The organism is Alkalihalobacillus trypoxylicola (assembly GCF_001590785.1).
GTDB lineage: Bacteria > Bacillota > Bacilli > Bacillales > Bacillaceae_D > Alkalihalobacillus > Alkalihalobacillus trypoxylicola.
The window spans coordinates 352,429-377,461 of sequence record NZ_LTAO01000012.1; the positions used below are offsets into that span (position 1 = coordinate 352,429).

General features: G+C 36.0%; 26 protein-coding genes, 1 pseudogene and 1 riboswitch. Of the genes and pseudogenes, 22 read left to right on the top strand and 5 right to left on the bottom strand.

What is annotated here, in order from left to right; genetic code table 11:
* The first annotated feature begins 85 nt into the window (after positions 1 to 85).
* From rpmG to AZF04_RS08880, 6 genes are all read left to right on the top strand, one after another.
* On the top strand, positions 86 to 235 hold the full coding sequence (rpmG, locus tag AZF04_RS08855) for a 50S ribosomal protein L33 (protein WP_045485842.1): 150 nt from the start codon (positions 86 to 88) through the stop codon (positions 233 to 235).
* Between the two features lie 121 nt (positions 236 to 356).
* Positions 357 to 923: a 5-formyltetrahydrofolate cyclo-ligase gene (locus AZF04_RS08860; protein WP_061948405.1), complete on the top strand. Its 567-nt coding sequence runs from the start codon at positions 357 to 359 to the stop codon at positions 921 to 923.
* Positions 924 to 1,550: 627 nt separating this feature from the next.
* A complete protein-coding gene (locus AZF04_RS08865; protein WP_061948406.1) occupies positions 1,551 to 2,567 on the top strand; it encodes a ThiF family adenylyltransferase in 1,017 nt (338 codons plus the stop codon).
* A 570-nt stretch (positions 2,568 to 3,137) separates the two neighbouring features.
* Positions 3,138 to 4,520, top strand: coding sequence for a Na+/H+ antiporter NhaC (gene nhaC, locus AZF04_RS08870; RefSeq protein WP_061948407.1), 1,383 nt, complete (start codon positions 3,138 to 3,140; stop codon positions 4,518 to 4,520).
* A 34-nt stretch (positions 4,521 to 4,554) separates the two neighbouring features.
* Entirely contained in the window at positions 4,555 to 4,776 is a 222-nt protein-coding gene (locus AZF04_RS08875) for a hypothetical protein (protein WP_061948408.1), read from the top strand.
* 93 nt (positions 4,777 to 4,869) lie between these two features.
* Positions 4,870 to 6,429: a rhomboid family intramembrane serine protease gene (locus AZF04_RS08880; protein WP_061948409.1), complete on the top strand. Its 1,560-nt coding sequence runs from the start codon at positions 4,870 to 4,872 to the stop codon at positions 6,427 to 6,429.
* Here the strand turns inward: AZF04_RS08880 and AZF04_RS08885 are convergent.
* Complete coding sequence (locus AZF04_RS08885) at positions 6,426 to 7,310, bottom strand: hypothetical protein (RefSeq protein WP_061948410.1); 885 nt, start codon at positions 7,308 to 7,310, stop codon at positions 6,426 to 6,428. The two genes, AZF04_RS08880 and AZF04_RS08885, sit on opposite strands and share 4 nt — an antisense overlap.
* A gap of 92 nt (positions 7,311 to 7,402) precedes the next feature.
* Between AZF04_RS08885 and AZF04_RS08890 the strand changes: the two genes are divergently transcribed.
* Complete coding sequence (locus AZF04_RS08890) at positions 7,403 to 8,854, top strand: spore germination protein (RefSeq protein ID WP_082795414.1); 1,452 nt, start codon at positions 7,403 to 7,405, stop codon at positions 8,852 to 8,854.
* A 294-nt stretch (positions 8,855 to 9,148) separates the two neighbouring features.
* Here AZF04_RS08890 and AZF04_RS08895 read toward each other — a convergent pair whose 3' ends face one another.
* Positions 9,149 to 9,550, bottom strand: coding sequence for a YueI family protein (locus tag AZF04_RS08895; protein WP_061948412.1), 402 nt, complete (start codon positions 9,548 to 9,550; stop codon positions 9,149 to 9,151).
* Between the two features lie 138 nt (positions 9,551 to 9,688).
* Between AZF04_RS08895 and AZF04_RS08900 the strand changes: the two genes are divergently transcribed.
* From AZF04_RS08900 to AZF04_RS21915, 13 genes and pseudogenes are all read left to right on the top strand, one after another.
* Positions 9,689 to 10,198, top strand: coding sequence for a hypothetical protein (locus tag AZF04_RS08900; RefSeq protein WP_061948413.1), 510 nt, complete (start codon positions 9,689 to 9,691; stop codon positions 10,196 to 10,198).
* Positions 10,199 to 10,285: 87 nt separating this feature from the next.
* Entirely contained in the window at positions 10,286 to 10,495 is a 210-nt protein-coding gene (locus AZF04_RS08905) for a YqgQ family protein (protein WP_061948414.1), read from the top strand.
* 17 nt (positions 10,496 to 10,512) lie between these two features.
* A complete protein-coding gene (locus AZF04_RS08910) occupies positions 10,513 to 11,484 on the top strand; it encodes an ROK family glucokinase (RefSeq protein ID WP_061948415.1) in 972 nt (323 codons plus the stop codon).
* Positions 11,485 to 11,609: 125 nt separating this feature from the next.
* A complete protein-coding gene (aspA, locus tag AZF04_RS08915; RefSeq protein WP_061948416.1) occupies positions 11,610 to 13,025 on the top strand; it encodes an aspartate ammonia-lyase in 1,416 nt (471 codons plus the stop codon).
* Between the two features lie 781 nt (positions 13,026 to 13,806).
* Entirely contained in the window at positions 13,807 to 14,913 is a 1,107-nt protein-coding gene (locus AZF04_RS08920; RefSeq protein WP_061948417.1) for a YqgU-like beta propeller domain-containing protein, read from the top strand.
* Positions 14,914 to 14,965: 52 nt separating this feature from the next.
* A riboswitch (TPP riboswitch) is annotated at positions 14,966 to 15,075 on the top strand.
* Positions 15,076 to 15,150: 75 nt separating this feature from the next.
* Positions 15,151 to 15,774: a thiamine phosphate synthase gene (thiE, locus tag AZF04_RS08925; RefSeq protein ID WP_061948418.1), complete on the top strand. Its 624-nt coding sequence runs from the start codon at positions 15,151 to 15,153 to the stop codon at positions 15,772 to 15,774.
* A gap of 8 nt (positions 15,775 to 15,782) precedes the next feature.
* Positions 15,783 to 15,980 (top strand): sulfur carrier protein ThiS, encoded by a 198-nt coding sequence (gene thiS, locus AZF04_RS08930; RefSeq protein ID WP_061948715.1) that lies wholly within the window; start codon positions 15,783 to 15,785, stop codon positions 15,978 to 15,980.
* 2 nt (positions 15,981 to 15,982) lie between these two features.
* The gene (locus AZF04_RS08935; RefSeq protein WP_061948419.1) at positions 15,983 to 16,756 is read left to right on the top strand and encodes a thiazole synthase; all 774 of its coding nucleotides are present in this window, start codon (positions 15,983 to 15,985) and stop codon (positions 16,754 to 16,756) included.
* 29 nt (positions 16,757 to 16,785) lie between these two features.
* Positions 16,786 to 17,895, top strand: a complete 1,110-nt coding sequence (gene thiO, locus AZF04_RS08940; protein ID WP_061948420.1) for a glycine oxidase ThiO — start codon at positions 16,786 to 16,788, stop codon at positions 17,893 to 17,895.
* A gap of 12 nt (positions 17,896 to 17,907) precedes the next feature.
* On the top strand, positions 17,908 to 18,708 hold the full coding sequence (gene thiD, locus AZF04_RS08945; RefSeq protein WP_061948421.1) for a bifunctional hydroxymethylpyrimidine kinase/phosphomethylpyrimidine kinase: 801 nt from the start codon (positions 17,908 to 17,910) through the stop codon (positions 18,706 to 18,708).
* Positions 18,709 to 18,841: 133 nt separating this feature from the next.
* Positions 18,842 to 19,432: a hypothetical protein gene (locus AZF04_RS08950; RefSeq protein WP_061948422.1), complete on the top strand. Its 591-nt coding sequence runs from the start codon at positions 18,842 to 18,844 to the stop codon at positions 19,430 to 19,432.
* A gap of 17 nt (positions 19,433 to 19,449) precedes the next feature.
* Positions 19,450 to 20,139, top strand: a pseudogene (locus tag AZF04_RS21910) (DUF1385 domain-containing protein); the annotation flags it as partial.
* A 69-nt stretch (positions 20,140 to 20,208) separates the two neighbouring features.
* Complete coding sequence (locus AZF04_RS21915) at positions 20,209 to 20,526, top strand: MTH1187 family thiamine-binding protein (protein ID WP_061948716.1); 318 nt, start codon at positions 20,209 to 20,211, stop codon at positions 20,524 to 20,526.
* 308 nt (positions 20,527 to 20,834) lie between these two features.
* On the opposite strand, the gene AZF04_RS08960 is transcribed toward AZF04_RS21915, so the two are convergent.
* Both AZF04_RS08960 and AZF04_RS08965 read right to left on the bottom strand, forming a co-directional pair.
* On the bottom strand, positions 20,835 to 21,266 hold the full coding sequence (locus AZF04_RS08960) for a GNAT family N-acetyltransferase (RefSeq protein WP_045486957.1): 432 nt from the start codon (positions 21,264 to 21,266) through the stop codon (positions 20,835 to 20,837).
* Between the two features lie 56 nt (positions 21,267 to 21,322).
* Entirely contained in the window at positions 21,323 to 22,057 is a 735-nt protein-coding gene (locus AZF04_RS08965) for an alpha/beta hydrolase (RefSeq protein WP_061948423.1), read from the bottom strand.
* Positions 22,058 to 22,198: 141 nt separating this feature from the next.
* On the opposite strand from AZF04_RS08965, the gene AZF04_RS08970 reads away from it, so the two are divergent.
* Positions 22,199 to 22,750: a phosphatidylglycerophosphatase A family protein gene (locus AZF04_RS08970; protein ID WP_045486962.1), complete on the top strand. Its 552-nt coding sequence runs from the start codon at positions 22,199 to 22,201 to the stop codon at positions 22,748 to 22,750.
* Positions 22,751 to 22,817: 67 nt separating this feature from the next.
* Positions 22,818 to 23,000, top strand: coding sequence for a hypothetical protein (locus tag AZF04_RS08975; protein ID WP_045486966.1), 183 nt, complete (start codon positions 22,818 to 22,820; stop codon positions 22,998 to 23,000).
* Positions 23,001 to 23,543: 543 nt separating this feature from the next.
* Here the strand turns inward: AZF04_RS08975 and fumC are convergent.
* Positions 23,544 to 24,956, bottom strand: coding sequence for a class II fumarate hydratase (gene fumC, locus AZF04_RS08980; RefSeq protein WP_061948424.1), 1,413 nt, complete (start codon positions 24,954 to 24,956; stop codon positions 23,544 to 23,546).
* Positions 24,957 to 25,033 lie beyond the last annotated feature (77 nt).

A 25,033-nucleotide genomic window follows, 5' to 3' on the forward strand; every position in this document is an offset into this window, starting at 1 on the left:
CTGTAAAGAAAAAATACTTGATTGTAAGAGGTAGTTTTGCTAATATAGAAAAGTATGAAGATTGCATAGTTTGGAGGGATAATAAATGCGCGTACAAGTCACTCTTGCTTGCACTGAGACAGGCGACCGTAACTATATTACTACAAAAAATAAACGTACGAATCCTGAGCGTATCGAGCTTAAGAAATACAGCCCAAGATTAAAGAAACACACGCTTCACCGTGAAACAAAATAAGCAGCTGGTTTCCAACCTGCTTATTTTTTCACATATGCTAAATAGGAAATGAAACATACTCCCTTAATTTATTTATGGGAGTATTTTTAATGAAATAAAAGCAGTGGTTTGGGGTGGTCTCATGAACGAAAAAAAATGGGTAAGAGAACGAATTAAAAGTAAGTTATCTCTTCTTGAAAGCGAAAAAAGAACTTCATATAATCAAGGAATATTACAACAATTACAGCAATTAGATGAATGGAAATCCGCTAACACGATTGCTACACCGATTTCGTTTCGAGATGAAGTCGATACATATGAGCTTTTAACTAAAGCCTGGGAACAAAATAAAACAATCGCGATACCAAAAACCGATTTTTCGACAAAGGAAATGAGCTTTCATGTTATAACTTCCTTAAAGGAGCTAGAGTACACAAAATTGGGTCTTTTAGAACCTAGAAGCGAGGAATACAGAGTTACATCAAGTGAAATCGATTTAATGATCGTACCTGGCCTTGCTTTTTCTAAAGAAAATGGAACAAGATTAGGATACGGAGGGGGTTTTTATGATCGTTATTTGAATGATTATACAGGACCTAAAATTTCATTAGCCTTTCCTTTTCAAGTGATTCCAACTGTACCAAGTGAAAAGCATGATGTAAAAGTAGATAAAATTGTTTGTCCTCTTCAAGTTATAACTTATAAATGAGTGAATTTCATCATTGTTCTATAAGTAAACGAAACCGAAATCTATGCTAAAAATGTCTTGAATGTTTGCGAATTAACTCGTAGATTGAAACGGTAGGTAGTGACTCCCAAAGGATGAGCGCAGTCTGAAAACCACTCTGACGAAGCTCCGTATAGTCAGAGTTAGCTGAAGACAAGCCCTTGGGGAAATATCTACCTAAATTGAAAATCAAAAACCTAATCGTTCTCATTAAAAGACAGAGATGATGAAATGGGTTTTAGTAATTCAAACAGACCATTCATTATAAATATGTCTTGAATGTTTGTTCATTCACTTGTTGATTGAAATGGTAGGTAGTGACTCCCAAAGGATCAGCGCAGTCTGAAGATCCACTCTGACGAAGCACTGCGTAGTCGGAGTTAGCTGAAGACAAGCCCTTGGGAAAGCATCTACCTAAAGTGAAAATCAAAAACCTTTCGGTTCGATTTATAAAATAGGAATGATGAAATTGATTCAAATAAGAGCGAACAAAAAATAATCATTCATTTTAAGTGATGGTTATTTTCAACTAGCGCATTTTTGTTTTCTCGTTTTCGGGATACTGATAAAATAAAATGAAAGAAACTTCTGGATAGGAGAGAACTATATATGGACCAAAGCTTTGAACGTTATTCAAGACAATTACTTTTTCCAGGCATTGGAGAAGAAGGACAGCTTCGTCTTTCGAAAGCAAGAATTTTAATTGTAGGAGTGGGCGCTTTAGGAACTGTTCTTGCTAATCATTTAGTTCGTGCAGGTGTTGGGTTTGTCCGTTTAGCTGACCGTGATTATGTAGAAAGTAGTAATCTACAAAGACAAATGCTTTTTGATGAGGCAGATGTTGAAGCTTCTTTACCAAAAGCAATTGCGGCAAAAAAACGATTAGAGACTATTAACTCATCGATTGAGATAGAAGCGATTGTCACAGATGTTAATCAAGACAATATTGAACAACTAATAGAGGGTGTAGATTTAGTTTTAGACGGGACGGATAATTTTTCGACACGCTTTTTACTAAATGATAGCTGCTTTAAACATCAAATTCCATTTGTGTACGGGGGAGCAGTGAGCTCTAGGGGAATGTCTGCATTATTTATTCCTAACGAAACACCCTGTCTTAGATGTTTTATCGATCATGGTGACACACAAGGTCAAACCTGTGACACGATAGGAGTGATTAGTCCTGTTGTTGATATCGTAGCTTCCTATCAAAGCGTAGAAGCCATTAAATACTTAGTAGGAGCTACCGATAAATTGCGTGGTTCCTTAAAAACATTTGATATATGGCATAATCAGCAGTATGAATTGAAGATGAAAGATAGTAAAGCCAATTGTCCGGTTTGTCATCATCAAGAATATCCCGCTTTGACTAAGGATTTTGACGAGGTTGTCTCTTTATGTGGGAGAGAAACGATTCAAATTAAACGAAAAGAAAAGCTTGATCTTAAAGCGTGGGCAGAAACCTTAAAAAAAGTAGCGGACGTTACGGAAACGCCATTTTTATTAAGAGCGACACTTGATGAAGGAGAAAAATTGGTGCTGTTTCCAGATGGACGAGTATTAATTCAAGGTACAGATGACATGGTAAGAGCCAAAACGCTTTTTAGTAGATATATAGGGAACTAAAGGAAACATTCAGTCACAACGCAAATTTTTCCGAGCCTTCAAGAAAGAGACTTAGACAAAAGCTGTTTTTAAATAGTTCTTGTAGCAAAACTCGAAATGATTTGTAATGGATGCAACATAAATAGCGAACAATGAACCCTCTTTCTTTTCACAAGAAGGAGGGTTCATTTGGGTTTATTTTTTTTATGAAAGGCGAAATCTAGCGGTAGATGAAGTGGCCATGCCGGTATCCACTTATTTTAATGAAATAGTTCCTGCGTCAACCCACCAGCGCTGAGTGTCTTGGGGGAGCGCAGCCACGTACCTAACATGTGTGGAGTTTTTCGTACCATGTATTCTCCTGGCTTCTTACCTTTTTGCGTTGAATGGTGATATGCCTCACACCTCGAATAGGCTGTTCTATTAATTTATTGCTAAAAAAGCTTAAGAATTGCGACTATTTGCATGACTATTGACGAAATGAGTTAGCTGTAGTTAAATAGCATGTAGTCATTATCACTTTAGTAGATAAAAGCTTAAAAGCATAAAAGTACGAAAGTGAAAAGGGATTTTAGCGAGGAGAAGAATAAAATGAAACATAATCATCAAGTGTTATCTAAAATAGAAGCTATTTTTTGTATGGTAATGATGCTACTTATCATGGTGGGCGGTATTTTTATTCTTAAGGTCGACCCACATATTCCTTTATTAATATGTGTTAGTTTTTTACTAGTAATGGGATTAAAAAATAAATTTACTTGGGCTGAGCTTGAAAAAAGTATGATCGATGGACTGATAGTCGGAATAAAACCACTAATCATTTTGGCATTAGTAGGGATGGTCATTGGTGTATGGATGATGAGTGGTACGGTTCCGACATTATTATTTTATGGATTACAAATCATTACGCCTCAGTATTTTGCTATAAGTGCTTTACTAATTTGTATTGTCATTTCAAGCTTTACAGGTAGTTCTTTCACAACGGTTGGAACAATAGGGATTGCGTTGTTTGGTGTCGGGACCGCTCTTGGACTAAATCCAGCACTAGTAGCTGGAGCAGTCATTTCAGGAGCTTGTTTTGGAGATAAAATGTCTCCATTATCAGATACGACGAATTTAGCGGCTGCCATTGTAGAAATAGATTTGTTTGAGCATATTAAGCATTTAATGTGGACGATGGTTCCAAGCTTGCTAATAACGATGCTATTTTTCTTCTTTTCGGGTGTTCAAACAGAAGCCATTTCTTCTGCACAAATGGAAAATTTGTTAACAAGTATTCAGGATAACTTTCAAGTTAGTGCTCTGACTCTTCTTTCTCCTTTGCTTGTTTTATTTTTAGCCTTTAAAAGATGTCCGACTATCCTTATTATAAGCAGTGGAATTCTTTCAGGAATTATTACGACAATAATCGTACAAAATGTTATCGACATTGGAGAGCTATTAATGGTTTTACAATCAGGATTTCAAGCAGATATCGCTGACCCGACTTTGGCAAATATAGTCAACCGTGGAGGGTTACAATCTATGATGTGGTCGATTTCACTAGTGATGATTGCCTTAGTATTAGGTGGGGTTTTTCAAAAGGTTGGGATTTTACAAGTGCTTATTAATGGATTAAGTGCAATATTACGAAAGGAAGGAAATGTAATAGCCGCAACTGCTACGACCTCTATTGCTGTTAATGCAATGACGGGAGAGCAATATTTAAGTATATTAATCCCAGGGAAAATGTTCAAACCTTTTTATTCATTGATTTCTTTGCACCCGAAAAATCTATCGAGAACACTAGAGGATGCTGGGACGTTAGTAAACCCACTAATACCTTGGGGAGTAAGTGGAGCTTTTTTTGCAAGTGTATTAGGTGTATCTGTCATTGAATATACACCATATGCGATTTTTCTATTTGTATCTCCTTTATTAACGATACTATTTGGTTATTTAGGAATTGGGATAGCAAGAACGAATAAAAAATAACTGGAAAGTAATAATAGTACTAGGGGGTTATTCGATGAGAACATTTATTTATTTTATGGTTAGCTTTTTAGCTTTTTACTTGAGTATGAAATATCGATATAAAATGATGAATCAATTACTGAGAAGAAGATGGTTAAGAAGGATATCGGTAAGTCTAGCGATGCAAATTCCTTTTATTCGCGAAAGATTTATGAAAATCATTTTTTCTCCTCAATCCAAAACGGATTCAAAGGAAGCAGCTCACTTATATAATTGAGCTGTTTTTTTAATGTTCAACTTTCTTTTCATTGTTGAGCTCGTAGCTTATGATAGAAGATAGATTAGGTTTCTGAGGAAATAGGAGGTTAACATGGACCAACAAAAGCCGGATTATTTATTTTGGCGGATTGTCCATCACTTTGTTTCATTACAAAGTTGGAGGCTCGTTTACCAACAGGGTAAAGAGGTTTGGGTTGAAAATGATACGGTTAAACCGATACAACTCATTCGTATTGTAAGAGAAGATTATGATTGGGGTAATCGCTTAAAAGAAGATCATTTCGAAACGGCCAAAAAGATGGAACTGATACGGCGCCAACGTGGTTACAAAGAATTGAAGGCGGAAAACATTTATATAAGTCATTTACCACCAGTAGATGATTGGAGTATCATCCAAAAACCAATTTATGTAGGGAAAAAGAAAAAAACCTTACTACAGGCAAGCTTCATTTATATGCATGAGGAAAATAATCAATATGTTATAGATAATGAGCGTCCGCATAGCTTTTTAAAGGAAATCAATGATAAATTATTAACTCACACAGCTACAGAGCCCTACCAGTTAGAAGAAAAGATATTAGTGTTGAAGCACTCTATTAAGCAAAAGGTAGAGAAAAAGGCGAATGAAGAAAAAGGGGTTTTTACATATGGTAAACCAATATTTACAATCCTTTTTATCATTTTAAATGCATTGATTTTTCTATTAGTAGAGTGGCAAGGAGATAGTCAATCCGTCCTAACCTTAATTGAATTTGGTGCAAAGTATAATCCATTAATTCTAGAAGGAGAGTGGTGGCGTCTCCTTAGCTCGATGTTTTTACATATCGGCTTTTTACATGTGTTGATGAATAGCATAGCGCTATATTTTTTAGGAACATTAGTGGAGAGAATGTTTGGCAGTACTCGTTTCCTTATTATTTACTTTATATCAGGTTTCTTTGGAACATTAGCTAGTTTATGGATGAATATTTCGATTGGAGCAGGGGCATCAGGTGCTATTTTTGGATTGTTCGGTGCTATTTTATATTTTGGAATCATTCATAAAAGGTTATTTATAAGAACAATGGGTAAAAATGTCCTCTTCATTTTAATGATTAATTTAGCGATCGGATTCTTTATTCCAGTTGTAGATATGAGTGCACATGTTGGTGGGTTAATAGCTGGATTTTTTGCAGCGATGCTCGTACAATTACCACATCAGAAGAAATCGAGAGTTCAATTATACAGCTTAATGCTTCTAGTTTTGGTCCTTCTAAGCAGTTATTTAATGAAAGACCTCTTAATGCAAAAAGAAGAACACGATTACTTAGAAGTACAAGTCGCACAAGAATATATAAATGATGAGCAACATGAGCAAGCAGAACTAGTATTGAAGCGAGTACTTGAAAAGGATACGTCTGTTGCAGAAGCTTATTTTTTGTATGGTTACTTGCTAGCGACAAAAGAAGATTACTTAATGGCTAAACAGATGTTTGAGCAGGCGGTTCAATTAAATCGAGAGCTTCATAGTGCCTACTATAATTTATCGTTAATTGCTGAAGAGTTAAATGACATGGATGAAGCTATTGAGATGATACAGCAGGCTCTTATGATTGAACCGAATAATGAACAATATCAAGAAAGACAAGAACAGTTAAATGAAAGTCGTTAGCTTATCGCTTGTCTTAATAAGATCGGCTCTCCATCAGCTGTGCGAAGTAAGATGAGCACTTCTTTTGCTTCTTTTGCTTCTTTTGAAAAAAGAATATAAGGTGTAGTACTACCGATGGGGCTAATTAAGCTGCCGTCCTCTTTTTCAATGCTGAGCACATACTCTTGATAGAGACCTTCCCAAAGACCACCAAGAAATTGGCTGGTCTTTTCTTTATCTATATATGGGTAACCTTCCTCTTCATAAAGTGGAAGATCGGTTAAAGAAATAATTTGAAAGTCGTCACTATTTAGTTGAAAAGTTTCTAAAAGACTTTTTAATTCAATTTTTTGTCTTTCATCTACAAGGTAATCAATCGTTCTTTTCGTTTCTTTTTCTTCTAAATTATTAGGATTCTTAAAAGCACTTATTTTTTTTAATGGACTGTCTATCAAATAGAGATAAGTGGAACTTAAGGTTTGGACACTAGTGATCGGTTGGTTATCCTGGTGTATTTCAGCATGATGAAAAGTGATACTGCGATATTGACCTATATCCTCTCCCTTTACTTCCTTTGTTTGAATAATGGCTTCGGTATTTTCTTTCCATGTTGATTGAATGTCTTTTAAGTACCCATCCTCAAAAAGTAATGATACGTCTTGTCTTAAATAAGCATTTTGTTCTAACAGTGATTGCGTAGTCCATTTTAATTTATATTGATTTTCATCGATAACCGATTCGAGTTCTAAATTTGTAAAAGCTTCTGCATAGCTTAATTGAGGATGAGGAGGAAAATAGGTTAAAGTCTCTTTTAAAGAATAAGTTGTGAAATAAAAAATGAAAAATAAGAACACACTAATAACAAATAATAGCGGTAGTAGAGTTGAGGCTTTTCGTTTCATTAGGCTCCTCCATTGAAATGTTTGCTGTCATGTATATGAGAGGTTGTCTACTTTTATGCTCATTTTAAAAACAAATAATGCTTGGAGGTATCATGATAAAAAAAAGAGTATCATCACATTATCAAAGTAATATTGATTATTTAAAAGTAGAGCTTGGTGTAGATGAAAGCTTTGATTTAATTCAACTAGAGATGTTTCATGGTGAAAGAAAAATGGCATTTTTTGCTGTAGACGGGTTTGCAAAAGATCAAGCCTTAACCGAAATACAGAAAGCACTGTCTAACACAACTAGTGAAAAGCTTGGTAGTGATGCACTTGAAGTATTAATTCGAAATCGAATTCCTTACTTAGAAATTGAAGTTGAAGAAGATTTAGATGCGGTTGTCGATCAAGTCCTCTCAGGACCTGTTGCATTAGTTGTGGATGGCATAGATTCTGTCATTTTAATAGACACTAGAGAATATCCTGTGCGCGGACCAGAGGAACCTGATACAGAACAAGTCATTAGAGGGGCAAAGGATGGTTTTGTAGAAACATTAGTGATGAATGCAGCTTTAATTCGGCGACGAGTGAGAGATCGAACGTTTCGAGTACAATATGTTCAGGTAGGAAGGCGTTCTAAAACCGATATATCTCTATGTTTCATTGGAGATATTGCCGATAAAGAATTTGTGAAGGAGCTTAAGACTTCAATAGAAAAAATAGATACCGATGGTCTTCCTATGGCGGATAAGACGATTGAGGAATTTGTTTTTGGTCATCATTATCAGCCTTATCCACTCGTCCGGTATACGGAAAGACCAGATGTAGCTGCGACTCAGCTTTTTGAGGGACATGTTTTAATTTTAGTAGATGGCTCTCCTAGTGTCATGATTGCGCCAACTACTTTTTGGCATCATTTACAGCATGCTGAAGAATATCGGCAAAAGCCTATTATTGGAATTGGTTTACGGCTTGTGAGGTTTGCCGCAGTTTGGAGTTCTTTATTTTTAATGCCCTTATGGTTTTTACTAGCAGAAAATAGTCAGTTTGTGCCAGAATTCTTATCTTTTGTTGGTGCAGAGGAAAGTGGCGCGATTCCGTTAATTGCTCAATTCATTACCGCAGAGATTGGAATAGAAATGCTAAGGATGGCTTCTATTCATACACCAAATGCATTAGCTACTGCTTTAGGGTTAGTAGCAGCCTTACTAATTGGCGAAGTGGCGATAGAAGTGGGGATGTTTTCTCCTGAAGTTGTCCTATATTTGGCAGTAGCTGTAGTAGGCTCTTTTGCAACCCCAAGTTATGAATTAAGCTTAGCCAATCGTTCTATACGAATCTTTTTATTAATTAGCACGGCATTATTTGGTTTAGGTGGACTGATGATTGCCAGCACATTGTGGATAATGATGCTCGTGCGTATTGAAAAGTTTTCGACTCCTTACTTTTGGCCTTTTATACCTTTTAATGCTAGAGCGCTAAGAGATGTTCTTTTAAGAGCTCCGATGCCTTTAAAAAATCGACGTCCAACAGCTATTCATCCTCAGGATCCTGACCGTTAAATCGACTTTTTTACGCAAGATGTCCTTATATTTTAGATGACGCTGAATAGGCCCTTCCTTCTTTTGATAAGAAGGAAAGGCCTGTTCAATTTGGAGAAAATCTCTATGTAATAAAGTAACTTATCATGCACAAGTAACGGAGACTCCATTGGGATGTGGTGGCTAAGCCAAAATCCTCTTATATAATAGTTAGTTTGGGAGCCAACCGCTCAGCAGGCACCGAACATCTAAACATTCATGACTATGGTCTCGGCGACTTTTCTATTTGAAGTCGCTTTTGATTTTGCATCTTTTTTAATTCTTAGCCTCTTCCATATCTCTTTCAAACCATTCATCTTCAATAAAAATTTGCTCTCGGTCAATTGCGGTATTTTTAGTAGCTAAAACTAAGCCAAAAGGTGATTCATGAGGAGGAGTTGTAATCGTAAAAGCAATTCCTTTCGAATTAGCTACTTTCACATATTTAGAATAAGTAGCGTAGCTTAAATTTCCATTAATATATAAGTGCAGGTTTTTCTCTTGATTCATTTTTTCTAATACAGGATTATACATCATATCACGCTGAACTTGTTTTAACGTTAAAGCATAATAAATTCGTTCAACAATCGTACTTAGAAAAAGGTTTCTTTCTTCAACTTTTACCTGAGGAATACCATATAAAGCATGATCGATTTTTTGTTGTACTTTTTCATTCATGAAATTCACTCCAATCCATTGCAATTTCTTGTCCTTTTTTCTCTTTACAAACATATCATAACATAAGAACCGTTTTGGAATGTAATGGGAATGTGACAGCTTACAGAATATACAAAATACAAAAGGAGCTGATTTGATATGATCCTTACCATGCTATTCTTTGTTTTTATAGTGGGATTATCAATAGGGGGATTATTAGCTGCCAATCGCCACTATCCTCCTTTGTTTGTGTATGTATTTTTTGTGCTTTATTTTTTAGTGAGTGCTTATATAGGTATGATTATAGGGATGCTCTTTCCTTCCTTTTTAATTGGCTTTTTTATTACGGAATTTTTAGTTTGTACAGCGACCTTCTTATTTTTAATTGCTGTTACGCTAAAATATCACCCATCTTTAGGTTTTTTCTATTGGCAGGAAAAAATCGTTTTTATTTTATTAGGAAGTATCTTTTTTTTAATGGGGTTTCAATGGGGAATTTTTGAATTCCGGTCCTTTTTTACCTTTTTTTCTTGTTTATTATTTGGTTTAGCACTCTTTATTGGCCTTTTTATTCAAATACAAATGAAACAAAAGTTTTGGCGTTATCCATTAGCCGTTTTTTTGCCATGTATATGGCTATTTCTCATAACACTCATAAAGCTATTTTAAATAAGAATTTACTAAAGTGCTGTTTTCCGATGTAAATGCCTTTTCGTCATGCACTAATAGCTGTATAATAAGCTTGAGGTGAGCAAATTGCGAACTTTTTATGATGTATTGCAGCTATTAAAAAGGTTTGGCATTTTTATTTATACAAGAGATCGCTCGAGTGATCTTCAGTTAATAGAAAAAGAAATGAACGAACTACATACATGGGGAATGGTTGATACCGAAACCTTCCAAAGTGCTATTCTCATTATAAGACGTGAATTAGCACAATTATCGGATAAAGAGAAAAAAGAGTAAAAAGGTGGCTGGGGAAGATGTCAAATAAATGGCTTGTAGGGGTCGATATTGGTGGTACGACGATAAAAATAGCATTCGTTTCTGAAACGGGTGAATTAATCAAAAAATGGGAAATTCCTACAAACACTTCAGATAACGGCGTATTTATTACGAAAGAGATTGCAGATTCTATCGATACGGAAGTCAAACAATTACAGGAAACAAAAGACAAGCTTTTAGCTATAGGGTTAGGCGCACCTGGATTCATAGAAATGGAAACAGGCTTTATTTATGAAGCTGTGAATATAGGCTGGAAAAATTATCATTTAAAGGAAGATTTAGAAACGATTACACAATTACCTGTTATGATTGATAATGATGCAAATGTGGCAGCTTTAGGAGAGATGTGGAAAGGTGCTGGAGATGGAGCAAAAGACTTACTTTGCGTTACCCTAGGAACGGGAGTTGGTGGTGGGGTCATATCGAATGGTCAAATTATCCATGGTGAAAACGGTATGGGTGGTGAAATTGGTCATATTACTTCTATAGTAGAAGGGGGTGCACCTTGTAACTGTGGAAGAACAGGGTGTATTGAAACAATAGCCTCCGCTACTGGTATTATGAGAATCGCTCAAGAAGGGTTATTACATCATCCCGAAAGTAGATTACAGGCAATTGCTATCAGGGAAGGAGTATTAACAGCAAAAGATGTTTTTGAAGCTGCTTTAATCGGCGATGTGTATGCAGAACAAATTGTAGAGAAAGTGACCTTTCATTTAGGCTTAGTGATTGCAGGTATAGCTAACACTATTAATCCTAAGGTTATTGTGATTGGTGGAGGAGTATCAAAAGCAGGTGAACAATTATTGAAACCATTGAGGACTCATTTTAATCGATTCACCTTGAAAAGAGTTTCAGAAGCTGCTGATTTTAGAATCGCAACCTTGGGAAATGATGCAGGGGTGATTGGCGCTGCCTGGCTTGCAAAAGAGTATGCACGAGCTCTATAAAAAAGCATATTCTAAAGTAAAAGGACAACTCTAATGGATTTAGGCAATAATGGGAATGATAACGGTGAACATAATAGATAGATGATAAAACAGCAGATTGATAGATGAAGGAGAAGAATGAAGAAATGACAGATTTTCGTACTGAACGTGATTTATTAGGGGAAAAAAATGTACCTAAAGAAGCTTATTATGGGATTCAAACAATGAGAGCAAGGGAGAACTTTCCTATTACTGGGTACCCACCACATAAAGAATTAATCAAAGCATTCGGATATGTAAAAAAGGCAGCGGCGATGGCAAATAGAGACGTAGGAGTGTTGCAAAAGAAAATTGCCGATGCGATTATTCAGGCTTCTGAGGAAGTAATATCGGGAAAGCTAGATGATCATTTTATAGTCGATTCTATCCAAGGTGGAGCAGGTACTTCTTTTAATATGAATGCAAATGAAGTCATTGCGAACCGTGCTATCGAAATATTAGGTGGACAAAAAGGTGAGTACTTAAAAGTAAGCCCGAATACACATGTAAATATGGCTCAGTCCACAAATGATGCTTTCCCTACAGCTATCCATATCGCTTGTCTTCATTTATCTAAAGGTTTAATTTCTACTTTAGAGCAATTAATTGAAACGATAAAAGAGAAGGAAAAGGAATTTGATCATGTTTTGAAGATGGGAAGAACTCATTTACAAGATGCAGTGCCTATTCGGTTAGGACAAGAGTTCGGTGCTTATCGTCGAGTTTTAACTAGAGATTTAGTAAGAATCAAACGTTCTGTAGGTCATTTATATGAAATAAATATGGGTGCAACTGCAGTAGGAACTGGTTTAAATGCAAAACCAGAATATATTGAAAAAGTACCTGTTTATTTAGCTGAAATTACAGGATTTCCATTAAAAAAAGCAGAAGATCTGGTTGATGCTACGCAAAATACCGATGCTTATACAGAATTATCAAGTGCACTTAAAATCATGGCCATAAATCTTTCGAAAATTGCTAATGATTTACGCTTAATGAGTTCAGGTCCGAGAACAGGTATAAATGAAATTAATTTACCACCAAGACAGCCGGGTTCTTCGATTATGCCTGGTAAGGTAAATCCGGTCATGTGTGAAGTAATCAACCAAATTTCGTTTCAAGTGATTGGCAATGACCATACGATTAGTTTAGCCTCTGAAGCAGGTCAATTAGAACTAAATGTGATGGAGCCCGTACTTGTATTTAATTTATTACAATCCTTCTCTATTCTACAAAATGGAATGGATGTATTCCGTAAGTATGCAGTAGAAGGAATTACAGCTAACATTGAAAGATGTCAAGAAATGGTCGAGCACAGTGTTGGAATTATAACCGCAATTAACCCGCATGTCGGTTATGAAGTAGCTTCAAGAGTAGCAAAAGAGGCAATAAAGACCAATCGTTCTGTTCGTGAAATTTGTTTGGAAAGAGGCATATTATCCGAAGAGGAATTAAATGAAATTCTTGACCCGATGGAAATGACGAATCCTGGAATAGCGGGAGCAAGATTTATTTACGGCTAATGTAATAAGGATTATATCATAAATCGAGTAGCGTATAGGTTGCAAAGCCTATACGCTTTTTTGAGAACCAATTCATATGAACGGAATGAGCATAATTGTCAAAGAAAAATAATAATTACGATCTATTCGTAAACCGAGATATGGTAAGATTTAATTGTTGAATCCACTAATTTTTTATTTTTCGTCTAGATGAGTGAATTTCATCATTGCTCTATAAATGAATAAAACCGAACATTTCTTATAAATATGTTTTAAACATTTGTGAATTAACTTCTTGATTGAAACGGTAGGTAGTGACTCCCGAAGGATCAGCGCAATCTGAAGATCCACTCTGACGAAGCTCAGCGTAGTCAGAGTTAGCTGAAGACAAGCACTTGGGAAAGCATCTACTTAAAGTGAAAATCAAAAACCTAACCGCTTGGTTTTTATTAAAAGATAAATGTTTGTTAAAAAACTTCTTGATTGAAACGGTAGGTAGTGACTCCCAAAGGATCAGCGCAATCTGAAGATCCACTCTGACGAAGCTCAGCGTAGTCAGAGTTAGCTGAAGACAAGCCCTTGGGAAAGCATCTACCTATAGTGAAAATCAAAAACCGAATCGTTCGGTTTTCATTGTAAGATGTGAATGATGAAATTGATTCCGATTATAAAAAAATGAAACATAATGAACAGTAAAACCGTCTAATATGGAGGAGACTATTTAAGAAATAAAAATTCTAATATTACATTGATTTTTAAGTAAATGATTTTAAATCATTTTTCAAAAAAAAGGGGGAGTCCATTGAAACAGAAGATTTTATTTTTTTGTCTGCCTCTTCTTCTTTTTCTTTGGGGCTGTCAGTTCGTTAGCCATCCTTCACCTAGCATAGTTAATGAAGAAAGAGCTCAAAAGAGCAAGGGTGCAGAAAAAATAGATACCATTATACCTTATTCAAGTAAGAGTGCCTTTTTAGAGGTTCTTGGTTGGTTTGACTCAGAGACTGTCGTCATCTTTGAAGAAGATGAGAAGAGTGCAAAAGTATTGAAGTATCATATTTATTCTGGAGAAGTGGTAGAAATTTTTCATACGGATGCTTCTATTTTAGAAGTAGAGTGGTTTTATTCATCGATGATATTAGCGGTCCAAACAATGGATGACGAAGCTGAGCAAGCCGATTTACTATTTATTAATCAAATGGGAGAGCGATTAATGACGCTTAATCAATTTGGTGACCAATATTCAGTCATTTTAAATCCTTTTAATAAAGATGTGTTGGTCGTTGTTTCTTATTTACCTGATTGGCAATTAGAAAGCTATGTCATTAATTTACCTAAAAGTGATATTACTCCTTTACATTTAACCGAGCACGATTATCAATGGCTATCAGATGGCAGTTTAACCTATTTAACAAAAGAAAATGAATGGTTTTCATCTCTACATCGATATACAATAGAGAATAATCAAGAACAGTTATTAAACGAGAGACTCATTCAATTTTTTTCTTTTAGTGATTTTGTTTATTTAGGCATACATGCGGATTCTCCCCAAGAGCAAACGATGAAGTATACTTTTTATCAAGGCGAGCAAGAAATAAGTACGCTAGATGTGCCGATTTTAACGACACATTCAGAGGAATGGTGGATACCTTTCTTTGATTATAATCCAGAAAGTAAGAGCTTTTATTACATGAAGCCTAAATATAGTAGTGATTTTTACCATTATGATGATGGATTTGAATTAATGAAATATGAAATGAATAATCAATCCACGAACAAAATCTTAGAGTTAGAGGATTTTGTGCCATTTCAAGTTTCTCCAAATGAAGAATATCTCTTATATGGACAACAATTTCACTATTTATATTCTAATGAAAAGAATGAAGTGATTTCATTAGTAGAGGGGCAATAACTTGATTTTTGTCTATCATCTGTCATAATAAAGATAGAAAATTTCATATGATTGTGGAAGCTAGGGGTGCTTATCTTGAATAAGCTGAGAAAAAGGTGTGTTCCTTTTACCCTTGAACCTGATCTGGTTGATACCAGCGTAGGAAAGTGACTGCTACTTAAAATATTTACGTTGATTTTGTGTGGTCGTACTCTTTCCCTAGAGTACGGCTTTTTTTATGGAAAAGGAGAGATTGAAATGAAAAATTTCCGTTTATATGCGATTACAGGTGAAGAATTTCATCCCGAAAGAGATTTAATAGACGTTATGGAGCAAGCCATTTTGGGGGGAGTCGATATCATTCAACTCCGTGATAAAACTAGTTCTAAAATGGTGGTATTAGAAAAAGCGAAGCGCTTAAAAGCCTTGACGGACCAATATCATATTCCGCTAATCATAAACGACCATATTGATGTCGCTTTAGCAGTTGATGCAAGTGGTGTCCATGTAGGTCAAGATGATTTGCCTTTAGAGGAAGTGAGGAAAATTATAGGAAAGGACAAAATCATCGGAGTCTCGACCCATCAATTAACAGAAGCCAAAAAAGCCGAAGCCAATGGTGCTGATTATATTGGAGTTGGACCTATTTTTACGACGAAAAGTAAAGTCGACGTCGTGGATCCAGTTACCACTACTTATATTTCTGAAGTCGTGTCTGAAATTAGCATTCCATTTGTGGCGATAGGCGGTATAAAGCTGCACAACGTTCAGCAAGTAATAGAAGCTGGAGCTACCCGGGTATGTATGATTAGTGAGATTGTTGGTGCATCGGATGTAAAAGGAGTTTGTCAAGAATTTATCCGAATATTAGAGAGAAAGTAGTGATTGAAATGAATTTGCTGGTAAATGGGGAAGAGCATCAATTAGAGGTTAAAAATCTGACAGAGCTCATTCAATATTATAAGCTAGAGCCTCAATTAGTAGTTGTGGAATTAAACGGTGTAATCATTGAAAGAGAAAAATGGGAAGAAACTGTCTTAGAAGAGAATAATGAAATTGAGTTAGTTCATTTTGTAGGAGGTGGTTGATTATGAAGAAAACATTAAACATTGCCAATCGCCAATTATCATCCCGTTTTTTCTTAGGTACGGGAAGGTATCCGAATCCTTTTGTGCAAAATGAGGCCATTAAAGCCTCAGGAGCCGAGGTTCTTACTTTTGCGATTAGAAGAGTGAACTTAGATGCACCAATGGAAGATGCTATTTTACAGCATTTAGAGGTAGAGAATTTCACCTTTTTACCTAATACATCTGGTGCTAAAACAGCGGATGAAGCCATTAGAATTGCTCGATTAGCTAGAGCCTCCGGAATTAGTGATTGGATAAAGGTTGAAATTAGTGCAAATGAGAAAACCTTATTACCAGACCCAATTGAAACCTTAAAAGCAACCGAAACATTAGTTAAGGAAGGCTTTGTGGTTCTTCCTTACACTTCAGATGACCCTATACTTTGTAAAAGACTTGAAGAAGTTGGTGCAGCTGCCGTTATGCCTGGTGGAGCACCTATCGGTACAGGTCTTGGAATTCTGAACCCTTACAATATTAGCCTAATAGTAGAGGAGTCGAATGTTCCTATTATCGTTGATGCAGGCTTAGGAAACGCTTCAGATGTGGTATTAGCGATGGAGCTTGGAGTAGATGGTATTTTAATGAATACTCCTGTTGCAAAAGCGAAGGATCCAGTTAAAATGGCCGAGGCAATGAAAGGGGCCATTGAGGTTGGTCGACTGTCCTATGAAGCTGGTAGAATTCCTAAGAAAAAATATGCGACCGCTAGTAGTGCTTATCAAGATTTAATGTTATAGATCCTATCGTATGGAAAGTAGGGAAGGTTTTGGCTGAGAATATTTGTATATTAGGTGGAGGAGTTATTGGTTTAGCCGTAGCCTATGAGCTAACAAACAGGGGGTTTACTGTAAAAATATTAGAGAAATCTAAGTGTGGCGGTCAAGCATCTGGAGCAGCTGCAGGAATGCTGGCACCATTCTCTGAAATAGGTGAAGACCCTGATGATTTTTTTCGGCTTTGTTTAGAAAGCTTACGCTTATATCCAGATTGGATTAAAAAAATAAAGGAAGATTCAGCATTAGAATTCGAATATACGAATAGCGGTAGCCTTTATGCGGTCTATCATGAAGCAGATATTTTAGCTCTAGAAACGCGGAAAAATTGGCAAAACCGATGGGGAGCCAATGCCGAGCTTTTAATCGGGGATGAATTGAAAAATGTTGAACCTGAATTATCTGATGAAATAATTGCTGCCCTCTACTACCCTCAAGAAGGTCATGTTTATGCACCAGGCTATGTAGCTGCTTTAGAAGCCGCTTGTAGAAAGAAGGGTGTAGAAATTTACGAAGACCTCGGCCATGTGGAACTAATTGAAACCCAGCCTGATTATAATGTGCTCCAATCTAGTAATGGACAAACTTTTACTGAAAAGCAGCTCATCATATGTTCAGGCGCATGGGCGAAAGAACTTGAGGACGTTCTATCTATCAAACTACCAATCTATCCAATTCGGGGACAAATATGTGCCTATCAATCAGCAAATCAGTCGATATCTCATATTGTGTATAGCAGTCAGGGATATATCGTTCCAAAAGAAAATGGAACGTTAGTTAATGGTGCATCAGAAGATATTGCAGGCTTTCAAACAACTGTAACGGAAAAAGGGATTCAACGATTAACAAATTGGAATCACAAAATGTTCCCATTTTTAAAAAAGGAAACACCGTTTCATCATTGGGCGGGATTAAGGCCAGCAACACAAGATGGCTATCCGTTTATCGGTTTGCTTCCTAATCAAAAAATTATTTTTGCAACCGGACATTATCGAAACGGCATTTTATTAAGTCCTGTCACAGCAAAGATTATTGCTGATCTAATAGAAGACAAGCAACCAGTAGTTAGTATAGAATCTTTTCAACCATTACGTTTTACATAAGGAGGGTTAAAAATGAGGGCAAAAGCATTAACCATTGCAGGTTCTGACAGTGGGGGTGGAGCTGGTATTCAGGCTGATATCAAAACGTTTCAAGAGCTAGGTGTTTTTGGTATGAGTGCGATAACAGCTATAACGGCACAAAATACATTAGGAGTTCATGGGGTTTACCCACAATCGTTAGACGCGATAGAATCTCAACTAGATGCTGTTTTATCAGATATAGGAGCGGATAGTGTAAAGACAGGGATGCTTTTTTCAGCAGAAATTATCCAACTTGTAGCTAAAAAAATGAAAGAATATAGTAGTCAAAATATTGTCGTGGATCCTGTCATGATTGCAAAGGGAGGTTCCACTTTATTACAAGAAGAAGCAATAGAAGCATTAATTTCTGATTTGCTTCCGCTAGCAACCGTAATAACACCTAACCTACCAGAAGCAAAAGCTATTTTAAATTGGCAAGATGAAATAAGCACAACAAAACAAATGGAAGAATTGGCGATCGCTCTTTTTGAGTTAGGTCCCAAATATATTTTGGTCAAAGGAGGCCACTTGTCAGAAGGTCCAGCGATCGATTTATTATATGATGGAACGAAAATGACTACTTTTCATTCAGAAAGAATTCCAACGAAGCATACACATGGGACAGGATGCACCTTTGCAGCAGCGATTGCAGCAGAATTAGCCAAGAAAAAATCTATAGAAGAATCCGTTCAAGTAGCTAAGGATTTTATTACAATGGCAATTACTCATTCTTTAAATATTGGTAAAGGTATTGGACCAACCGACCATAGTGCGTATCGTCAATATCAATAAAAATGCTCATAAAACATTCTCTCTTTTTAATCATTTGATGGGAGAATGTTTTTAGTTTCGGAATTGATGGTGCTTCCTGTATAATGTAACAGTGTAACGGAAATTGTATCGGAACGAGAGAAGGAGAATTACGATGCTTGAAGGAAACAAAGGTTTATGGATTATGCCAGGTATTTTGGTGATCATTATGATTCTTGGTGGTATTTATTACGTGAACGATAGCGATCAGGTTTCTAATGAAGAGCTTATTGAACATATTGAATTACATGCTGATTTGCAAGAGACAGACGACGATACATATGTATTGGAAGTGGAATGGGATTGGACGATTACACCTCTTGAAGGCTTATTTGGAGATGACTATTTAGGTATTGTGTTTTATGATGAAAATGATCAAATAATAACCGACGTAGATATTGACCAGGCAACATTACATTTATATTATTTAGATGAGGTCATTGAGACAAATCAAGCAGAGCATGCGGATAATGGTCTTATTTTTTCTTTTAGTAATAAGTTAGACGAGCATATTAGCTATGGCAATATTGGAAAGGCGCAAATCTTAGTAGAATCAGAACATATTGAATATGCGACGGTTCATTTATTACATACATGGATGAACCATGCACCACTTATTTCAAAGGACGCTACCTTTTCTAAAGTAGAGTTTGATGGCGCATCTGGAATTCCATATTGGGTAAAGAAGAAATCCTCTAATGATTAAAGGAGAATGGATTGATAATGGCTACGATACGAGGATTATCCTATCAAAAGGGGATTTTTTTTATCGGAGAGCAATATATTTCTTGTTGCTATATAGAGAATGGTCGGCGGAAGAAATGGATTGAAAAAATATCCTTTTTAAGCTTTTACCGTATAAGTATTCAATTACTAAAGGCACTTCCCGTTTCACTTCGTATTTGTCTATTTCTTTTTTTAGGCTTAATGTTCGTGCCAAAGCTTTTCTACCTTTTTCAGATAAGTAGCTTTAAAGGTCTACCTTTTTATCTTATTTTTCATTTAATATTTGGAACCCATCTTTTCTTTCCAAAGGAATTAAAGAAATATCATGGAGCAGAACACAAAGTGTTCAGTGATAGAGGAAGAAAAACGAGGGGAAGGATAGAGCAGATTCAGAAAGCAGCGATTACTAATCGTAATTGCTCTACCAATTCGGTAGTCATTTATTTCTGTTCATTTTTATCGCTCATTCCAATTATTTATTTAGGATTTGGGTTAGCCTTGTCAGAATCGATTATGTATAGCTCTTATCTTTCTTTCGTTACTGTTTTATTGATATCTTGGCTAATCAAACAAAAAAAGATGTCTTCTTTAAGACAGGCTGTCTTAAAGCTATCCTATTATTTTCAAAGAAAATTAACCACTTTAGAGCCAGATAAAAGTCACTTAATTGTTGCTATTGAATCGTATCGACAATTAGCTAAAAAAGAATTTCCAGAGCATTTAATTGTGAAGAGAAGAAAAAGAGAGGTGAAACAAATGGCTATTGCTGATATTACGATTATTCCTATTGGTACGGAGTCACCAAGTGTAAGTTCATATGTAAGTGAAATACATCAAGTTCTAAGTCAGTATAATCATAAAGTAAAATACCGATTAACTCCAATGTCTACGATCATTGAAGGAGAATTAGCAGATTTATTTGAGGTTATTCAAACGCTACATGAGGTTCCATTTAAGCATGGTTGTATGAGAGTGGCTACAAATATTCGAATAGATGATCGTCGTGACCAAGAATCAACGATGGAAAGTAAAATGCTAGCGGTTGAAAATAAGTTAAATACCGTTGAAAAGTAAACAATAGAAAAGGACGGGGACAAAACCTGTTTTAAATCATCCATGTAAATAGGCCCCTGCTTCTTATTAAGAAGCAGGGGCCTATTGAATTTGAAGGATCTCTAAGTTATGACATAGCTTAGTAGACACAAGTCATGAAGTCTTCAGTGAGATGAGATGACTTGCCAGAATTCACTTTTTAAAAAATAGTTTGGCAGCTACCCATCCGGACGTGAAGTGAATGGGTGAGCGAACAGCCAGGCACCAAATATCTGTAAAGTTTTTCATTTATGTGAATGGTACAGGCTTCCCTTTTTAATAATTCGTTATTATGACCATTCTTTTGTCATCGTAACATGAGGAATACCCGCATCTAAAAACGTTTCTTTGGAGATAGTTTCAAAGCCTAATCGCTTATAAAAATTCTCGGCCTGTGTTTGAGCGTTAAGTTTTGCTTTTTTGATTCCTCTTGATTGAATTTCATCTATCACAAACAACATTAATTGTTTACCTGCCCCTGTGCCTCTTTGTGACTGGTCAATACAAACCCGTTCAATTTTACCATAGCCATCAACCTCACGTAACCGAGCTGCACCGATCACTTCATTTTCGTCTGAATAAGCAACGAAATGGGTTGCTGCGTCCTCAAATTGATCGATTTCTTCTTCTATTGATACTTTTTGTTCTTCTACAAACACTTTTTTACGAATAAAAAAGGCATCCTGTAATTGCTGTTCTGACTGAACTTTTAAAACCTTCACTTGTTGTAACCTCCAGCATTTATTCTATAGAGCATAATTTAGTATTTTAACACACCTTAAGAGAAGCTTAAAAGTTTTTTCAATCCATTTTCAAGATCCTTTTGCCAATAAGTCCAAGTATGATTACCATCAAACTCATGATATTCATAATCGAGAGTATGATTTTCCAAACACTTCTTTAATTGCCGATTAGGCTCTAAAAAGTCTAATACTTGACCATCTGTTGTTTTAACCGCTGTTTCTTCAAGACCAATGACATGATAAATAGAAAGTCCATCGATATTAGAAGTATTTTTAATCGTATGCAATACTTTTTCGTCAACATACGGAGAATGAAGCATAACTTGCCCGAAAGATTGCGGATATTTAAATGCAGCCATCAGTGATACGGTAGCTGCTAAAGAATCACCCGCTAAAGTGCGACCGTGAGCAAGTGGATGAATAGGGTATTGTTCTTCTAAATAAGGCATTAATTCATGCAGTAAGAATGACAGATAAGCTTGGAATTTATCTCCATCCGGATGATAACGCTGACGACGTTCTTTGACAGATGGATAGGGGACTCCAACTACAATCGTGTCACGTATCTCGAAATCTTTTATTAAAGCCTCAATTTGTCTAGGAATTCGTCCGAGCTGAAAATAATCCTGCCCATCTTGACAAATTAGTAGGTCATACGTTTTTAGTGGAGTAAATTCGGGTGGAGCATAAATCATTAATTTTTGCTCTTCATTTAAATAGTTACTTTGGATCGTAGTTTCTGTTAAGTTGCCTTCAAGTCGGTTCGACATAATTTTAAGCCTCCTAATATTGTATCATAGGTAATTATAAAGTAGCACTTTTAGGAATTTCACTTATTTTATGATAAAATAATAAACAATTCAATAGATGATAGAGATTCATTTTTCTATTGAAAAGGAGGAGGTTTTAGCATGAAAAAGCCAGTCCCATGTGAAGTAGTAGAAAACGCAGCAAGGAAGAAATTAAAAGAACGTGGAGTAACGATTGATGATATTGCTAAAGTAGTTTTTGCCATGCAGGAACCTTATCATCCCCATTTAACATTAGAAGAATGTTATGAAAGTACAGATGCGGTTCTAAAAAAACGCGAAATTCAACATGCGATATTAGTAGGCGTAGAACTTGATGTTTTAGCAGAAAAAAAACAGCTATCAGAGCCTCTTCAATCCTTAATTGATAGTGATGAAGGTTTATTTGGAGTAGACGAAACGGTCGCATTAGGTTCTGTTTTTGGATTTGGAAGTATAGCTGTAACCACATTTGGTTATTTAGATAAACAAAAGGTTGGAATTATTCGTGAGCTTGATGAGCGTAAGGAAGAAGTGCACACTTTCTTAGATGATATGGTCGCAAGTATTGCTGCAAGTGCATCGGCGAGACTTGCTCATCGATTAAGAGACATACAAGAAAATCGCAGAATTGAAGATATTAAAAACCGAGAAGATGAAGAACTAATCGGATAATGATATAGGTAAAGATAGCCTATGATGAAAGTAGGTGGAATTACTATAGAAAGGTACGGGATTTCTAATGAAAAAAGCAGCACCTAAATGGATTTATTATAAACGGCTGTTTCATTCTCGTTTTCAGGCAAGCTGTATAAAAGCTAAAATCGAAGATAATTGGACAAATGGCTATGAAATTGGTCCATTAGTGGAAATACGAAAATTAAAAACAAATAAGTATGTCGTACGTTACACCTATGATGAATAAAATGAGATTGCTCTAAATACTACCTGAGGCAGGTGACTATTTAGTAGAAATCACCGGTTTGCCTGTTGACAAATTTCCGCAAAAGCGAAATGGTTGACAGGCTTATTTATGTTTAGGGTTTGAAATGAGATAACTCGCATCGAAAGGCTACAGATGAGGCAAACTTTTAGCACAAGGGAGTAAAAAATCTGGCAGCCAGGTGACATTTCACTCAGTTTATACCTTTTGATGGATTTGTCCCCTTTCAGTATAAAAGAGGGTTTTTTATTCGCCTAGAAAAAGCTCAATACAGGAAAAAAAAGAAAAAGGAGTCCCTCTCATTCCCATTAAAAGCTTATGAGAGAAATATCGCCAAAAGAGCCTTTGGGAATCATTTTCTCAAAGGCTCTTTTACTATTTTGTTATGTTTTGACATCTATGGGTAAGCGAGCAGTAATCTTATAGTCATTGTCTGTAAAAATCTGACTTCAGAAAGGTTCCAGTGAGTGGCACTTAATTGCTCAAAATGGCTAGAAGCACAAATAATGATTTCCGAAAAAATCATCATTTGGAATCTTGTTCTGGTTTTTTAACACATACCATTTCTTCAGGCTTAACGAGTAAATCAAATTGTTCTGGTGTTAGAAATCCCAATTGCTGAGCAGCTTCTTTTAAGGTGATATTTTGCGAGAAAGCAGTCTTTGCTATTGAAGCGGCTTTTTCATAACCAATATGAGGATTTAATGCAGTCACAAGCATTAATGATTGCTCAACATTTTTTTTCATTTTTTCTTTATTAACTTCTATTCCAATTAAACAGCGATCATGGAAGCTTTTAAGGCCATCTCCTAACAATCGAATGGACTGTAGAACATTAAAAATAATGACAGGTTTAAACACATTCAGCTGATAATGGCCTTGACTTGCAGCAAAAGAAATCGTTGTATCATTTCCAAACACTTGACTGACAATCATAGTCATCGCTTCTGATTGAGTTGGATTAACTTTTCCAGGCATAATAGAGCTTCCTGGCTCGTTAGCCGAAATCAATATTTCATTAATTCCTGCACGAGGACCACTGGCTAATAAACGGATATCATTTGCAATCTTAAACAAATCTGCGGCTAGAGCTTTTAAGGCTCCATGATAATATGTTAATTGATCATGACTTGTTAAAGCATGAAAGTAATTTTGAGCCTTTTGAAAAGTGTGACCAGTTTGTAGAGATAATTGCTCGCATACTTTTTCTCCAAACTTATACGGAGCATTTAGGCCTGTTCCAACAGCGGTTCCACCAATGGCTAATTCTCTTATCGAATCTAAGCTGTTTTTCACCATTTTTTCTGTTTTTATTATCATTTCGGTCCAAGCGCTTATTTCTTGTCCAAATGATAGGGGAGTAGCATCCTGCAAATGAGTTCGTCCAATTTTTAGTGTGCTAGAAAATAATTGTTCTTTTTTTAATAAAGTATGCTGCCAGCGTTTTAGCTCTGGTAAAAGGACTGTCTCCGTTTCAGTTATCGTAGCGATATGCATAGCTGTAGGAAAAGTATCATTAGAGCTCTGTGAGCGATTCACATCATCATTTGGATGTACTATTTCCTTTATTCCCTTTTGTTTTAAATATTGATTGGCGATATTCGCAAGCACTTCATTCATGTTCATATTCGTTTGAGTTCCACTTCCTGTTTGCCAGACGACTAGAGGAAAATGGTCGTCATAGTTCCCCGTTAGTATTTGTTCTGCAGCATATACAATGCTTTCAACCTTTGCTTTTGATAACTGATTCAATTCTCCATTTACGATCGCACATGCTTTTTTAAGCTCAGCAAGTGAAAATAGTAGAGGTCGAGGCATTTTTTCTTCTCCAATTGGAAAGTTTTCTAGACTTCTTTGTGTTTGAGCACCCCACAGTTTCGTAGCTGGAACGTTCATATTTCCAAGAGTATCTCGTTCGATTCTAAATGATTGATCCATCTCTTTTTCCTCCTATTCACAGAAGCATTCAGAGGTATTATTACCGTTAAACTTAGTGAATAAACGAATGAATCCGT

What these genes read in the sequence shown, in the direction of transcription:
- rpmG (WP_045485842.1), top strand. Translation starts at nt 86, where the DNA reads ATGCGCGTACAAGTCACTCTTGCTTGCACTGAGACAGGCGACCGTAAC.
- AZF04_RS08860 (WP_061948405.1), top strand. Translation starts at nt 357, where the DNA reads ATGAACGAAAAAAAATGGGTAAGAGAACGAATTAAAAGTAAGTTATCT.
- AZF04_RS08865 (WP_061948406.1), top strand. Translation starts at nt 1,551, where the DNA reads ATGGACCAAAGCTTTGAACGTTATTCAAGACAATTACTTTTTCCAGGC.
- nhaC (WP_061948407.1), top strand. Translation starts at nt 3,138, where the DNA reads ATGAAACATAATCATCAAGTGTTATCTAAAATAGAAGCTATTTTTTGT.
- AZF04_RS08875 (WP_061948408.1), top strand. Translation starts at nt 4,555, where the DNA reads ATGAGAACATTTATTTATTTTATGGTTAGCTTTTTAGCTTTTTACTTG.
- AZF04_RS08880 (WP_061948409.1), top strand. Translation starts at nt 4,870, where the DNA reads ATGGACCAACAAAAGCCGGATTATTTATTTTGGCGGATTGTCCATCAC.
- AZF04_RS08885 (WP_061948410.1), bottom strand. Translation starts at nt 7,310, where the DNA reads ATGAAACGAAAAGCCTCAACTCTACTACCGCTATTATTTGTTATTAGT.
- AZF04_RS08890 (WP_082795414.1), top strand. Translation starts at nt 7,403, where the DNA reads ATGATAAAAAAAAGAGTATCATCACATTATCAAAGTAATATTGATTAT.
- AZF04_RS08895 (WP_061948412.1), bottom strand. Translation starts at nt 9,550, where the DNA reads ATGAATGAAAAAGTACAACAAAAAATCGATCATGCTTTATATGGTATT.
- AZF04_RS08900 (WP_061948413.1), top strand. Translation starts at nt 9,689, where the DNA reads ATGATCCTTACCATGCTATTCTTTGTTTTTATAGTGGGATTATCAATA.
- AZF04_RS08910 (WP_061948415.1), top strand. Translation starts at nt 10,513, where the DNA reads ATGTCAAATAAATGGCTTGTAGGGGTCGATATTGGTGGTACGACGATA.
- aspA (WP_061948416.1), top strand. Translation starts at nt 11,610, where the DNA reads ATGACAGATTTTCGTACTGAACGTGATTTATTAGGGGAAAAAAATGTA.
- thiE (WP_061948418.1), top strand. Translation starts at nt 15,151, where the DNA reads ATGAAAAATTTCCGTTTATATGCGATTACAGGTGAAGAATTTCATCCC.
- thiS (WP_061948715.1), top strand. Translation starts at nt 15,783, where the DNA reads ATGAATTTGCTGGTAAATGGGGAAGAGCATCAATTAGAGGTTAAAAAT.
- AZF04_RS08935 (WP_061948419.1), top strand. Translation starts at nt 15,983, where the DNA reads ATGAAGAAAACATTAAACATTGCCAATCGCCAATTATCATCCCGTTTT.
- thiD (WP_061948421.1), top strand. Translation starts at nt 17,908, where the DNA reads ATGAGGGCAAAAGCATTAACCATTGCAGGTTCTGACAGTGGGGGTGGA.
- AZF04_RS08950 (WP_061948422.1), top strand. Translation starts at nt 18,842, where the DNA reads ATGCTTGAAGGAAACAAAGGTTTATGGATTATGCCAGGTATTTTGGTG.
- AZF04_RS21915 (WP_061948716.1), top strand. Translation starts at nt 20,209, where the DNA reads ATGGCTATTGCTGATATTACGATTATTCCTATTGGTACGGAGTCACCA.
- AZF04_RS08965 (WP_061948423.1), bottom strand. Translation starts at nt 22,057, where the DNA reads ATGTCGAACCGACTTGAAGGCAACTTAACAGAAACTACGATCCAAAGT.
- AZF04_RS08970 (WP_045486962.1), top strand. Translation starts at nt 22,199, where the DNA reads ATGAAAAAGCCAGTCCCATGTGAAGTAGTAGAAAACGCAGCAAGGAAG.
- AZF04_RS08975 (WP_045486966.1), top strand. Translation starts at nt 22,818, where the DNA reads ATGAAAAAAGCAGCACCTAAATGGATTTATTATAAACGGCTGTTTCAT.
- fumC (WP_061948424.1), bottom strand. Translation starts at nt 24,956, where the DNA reads ATGGATCAATCATTTAGAATCGAACGAGATACTCTTGGAAATATGAAC.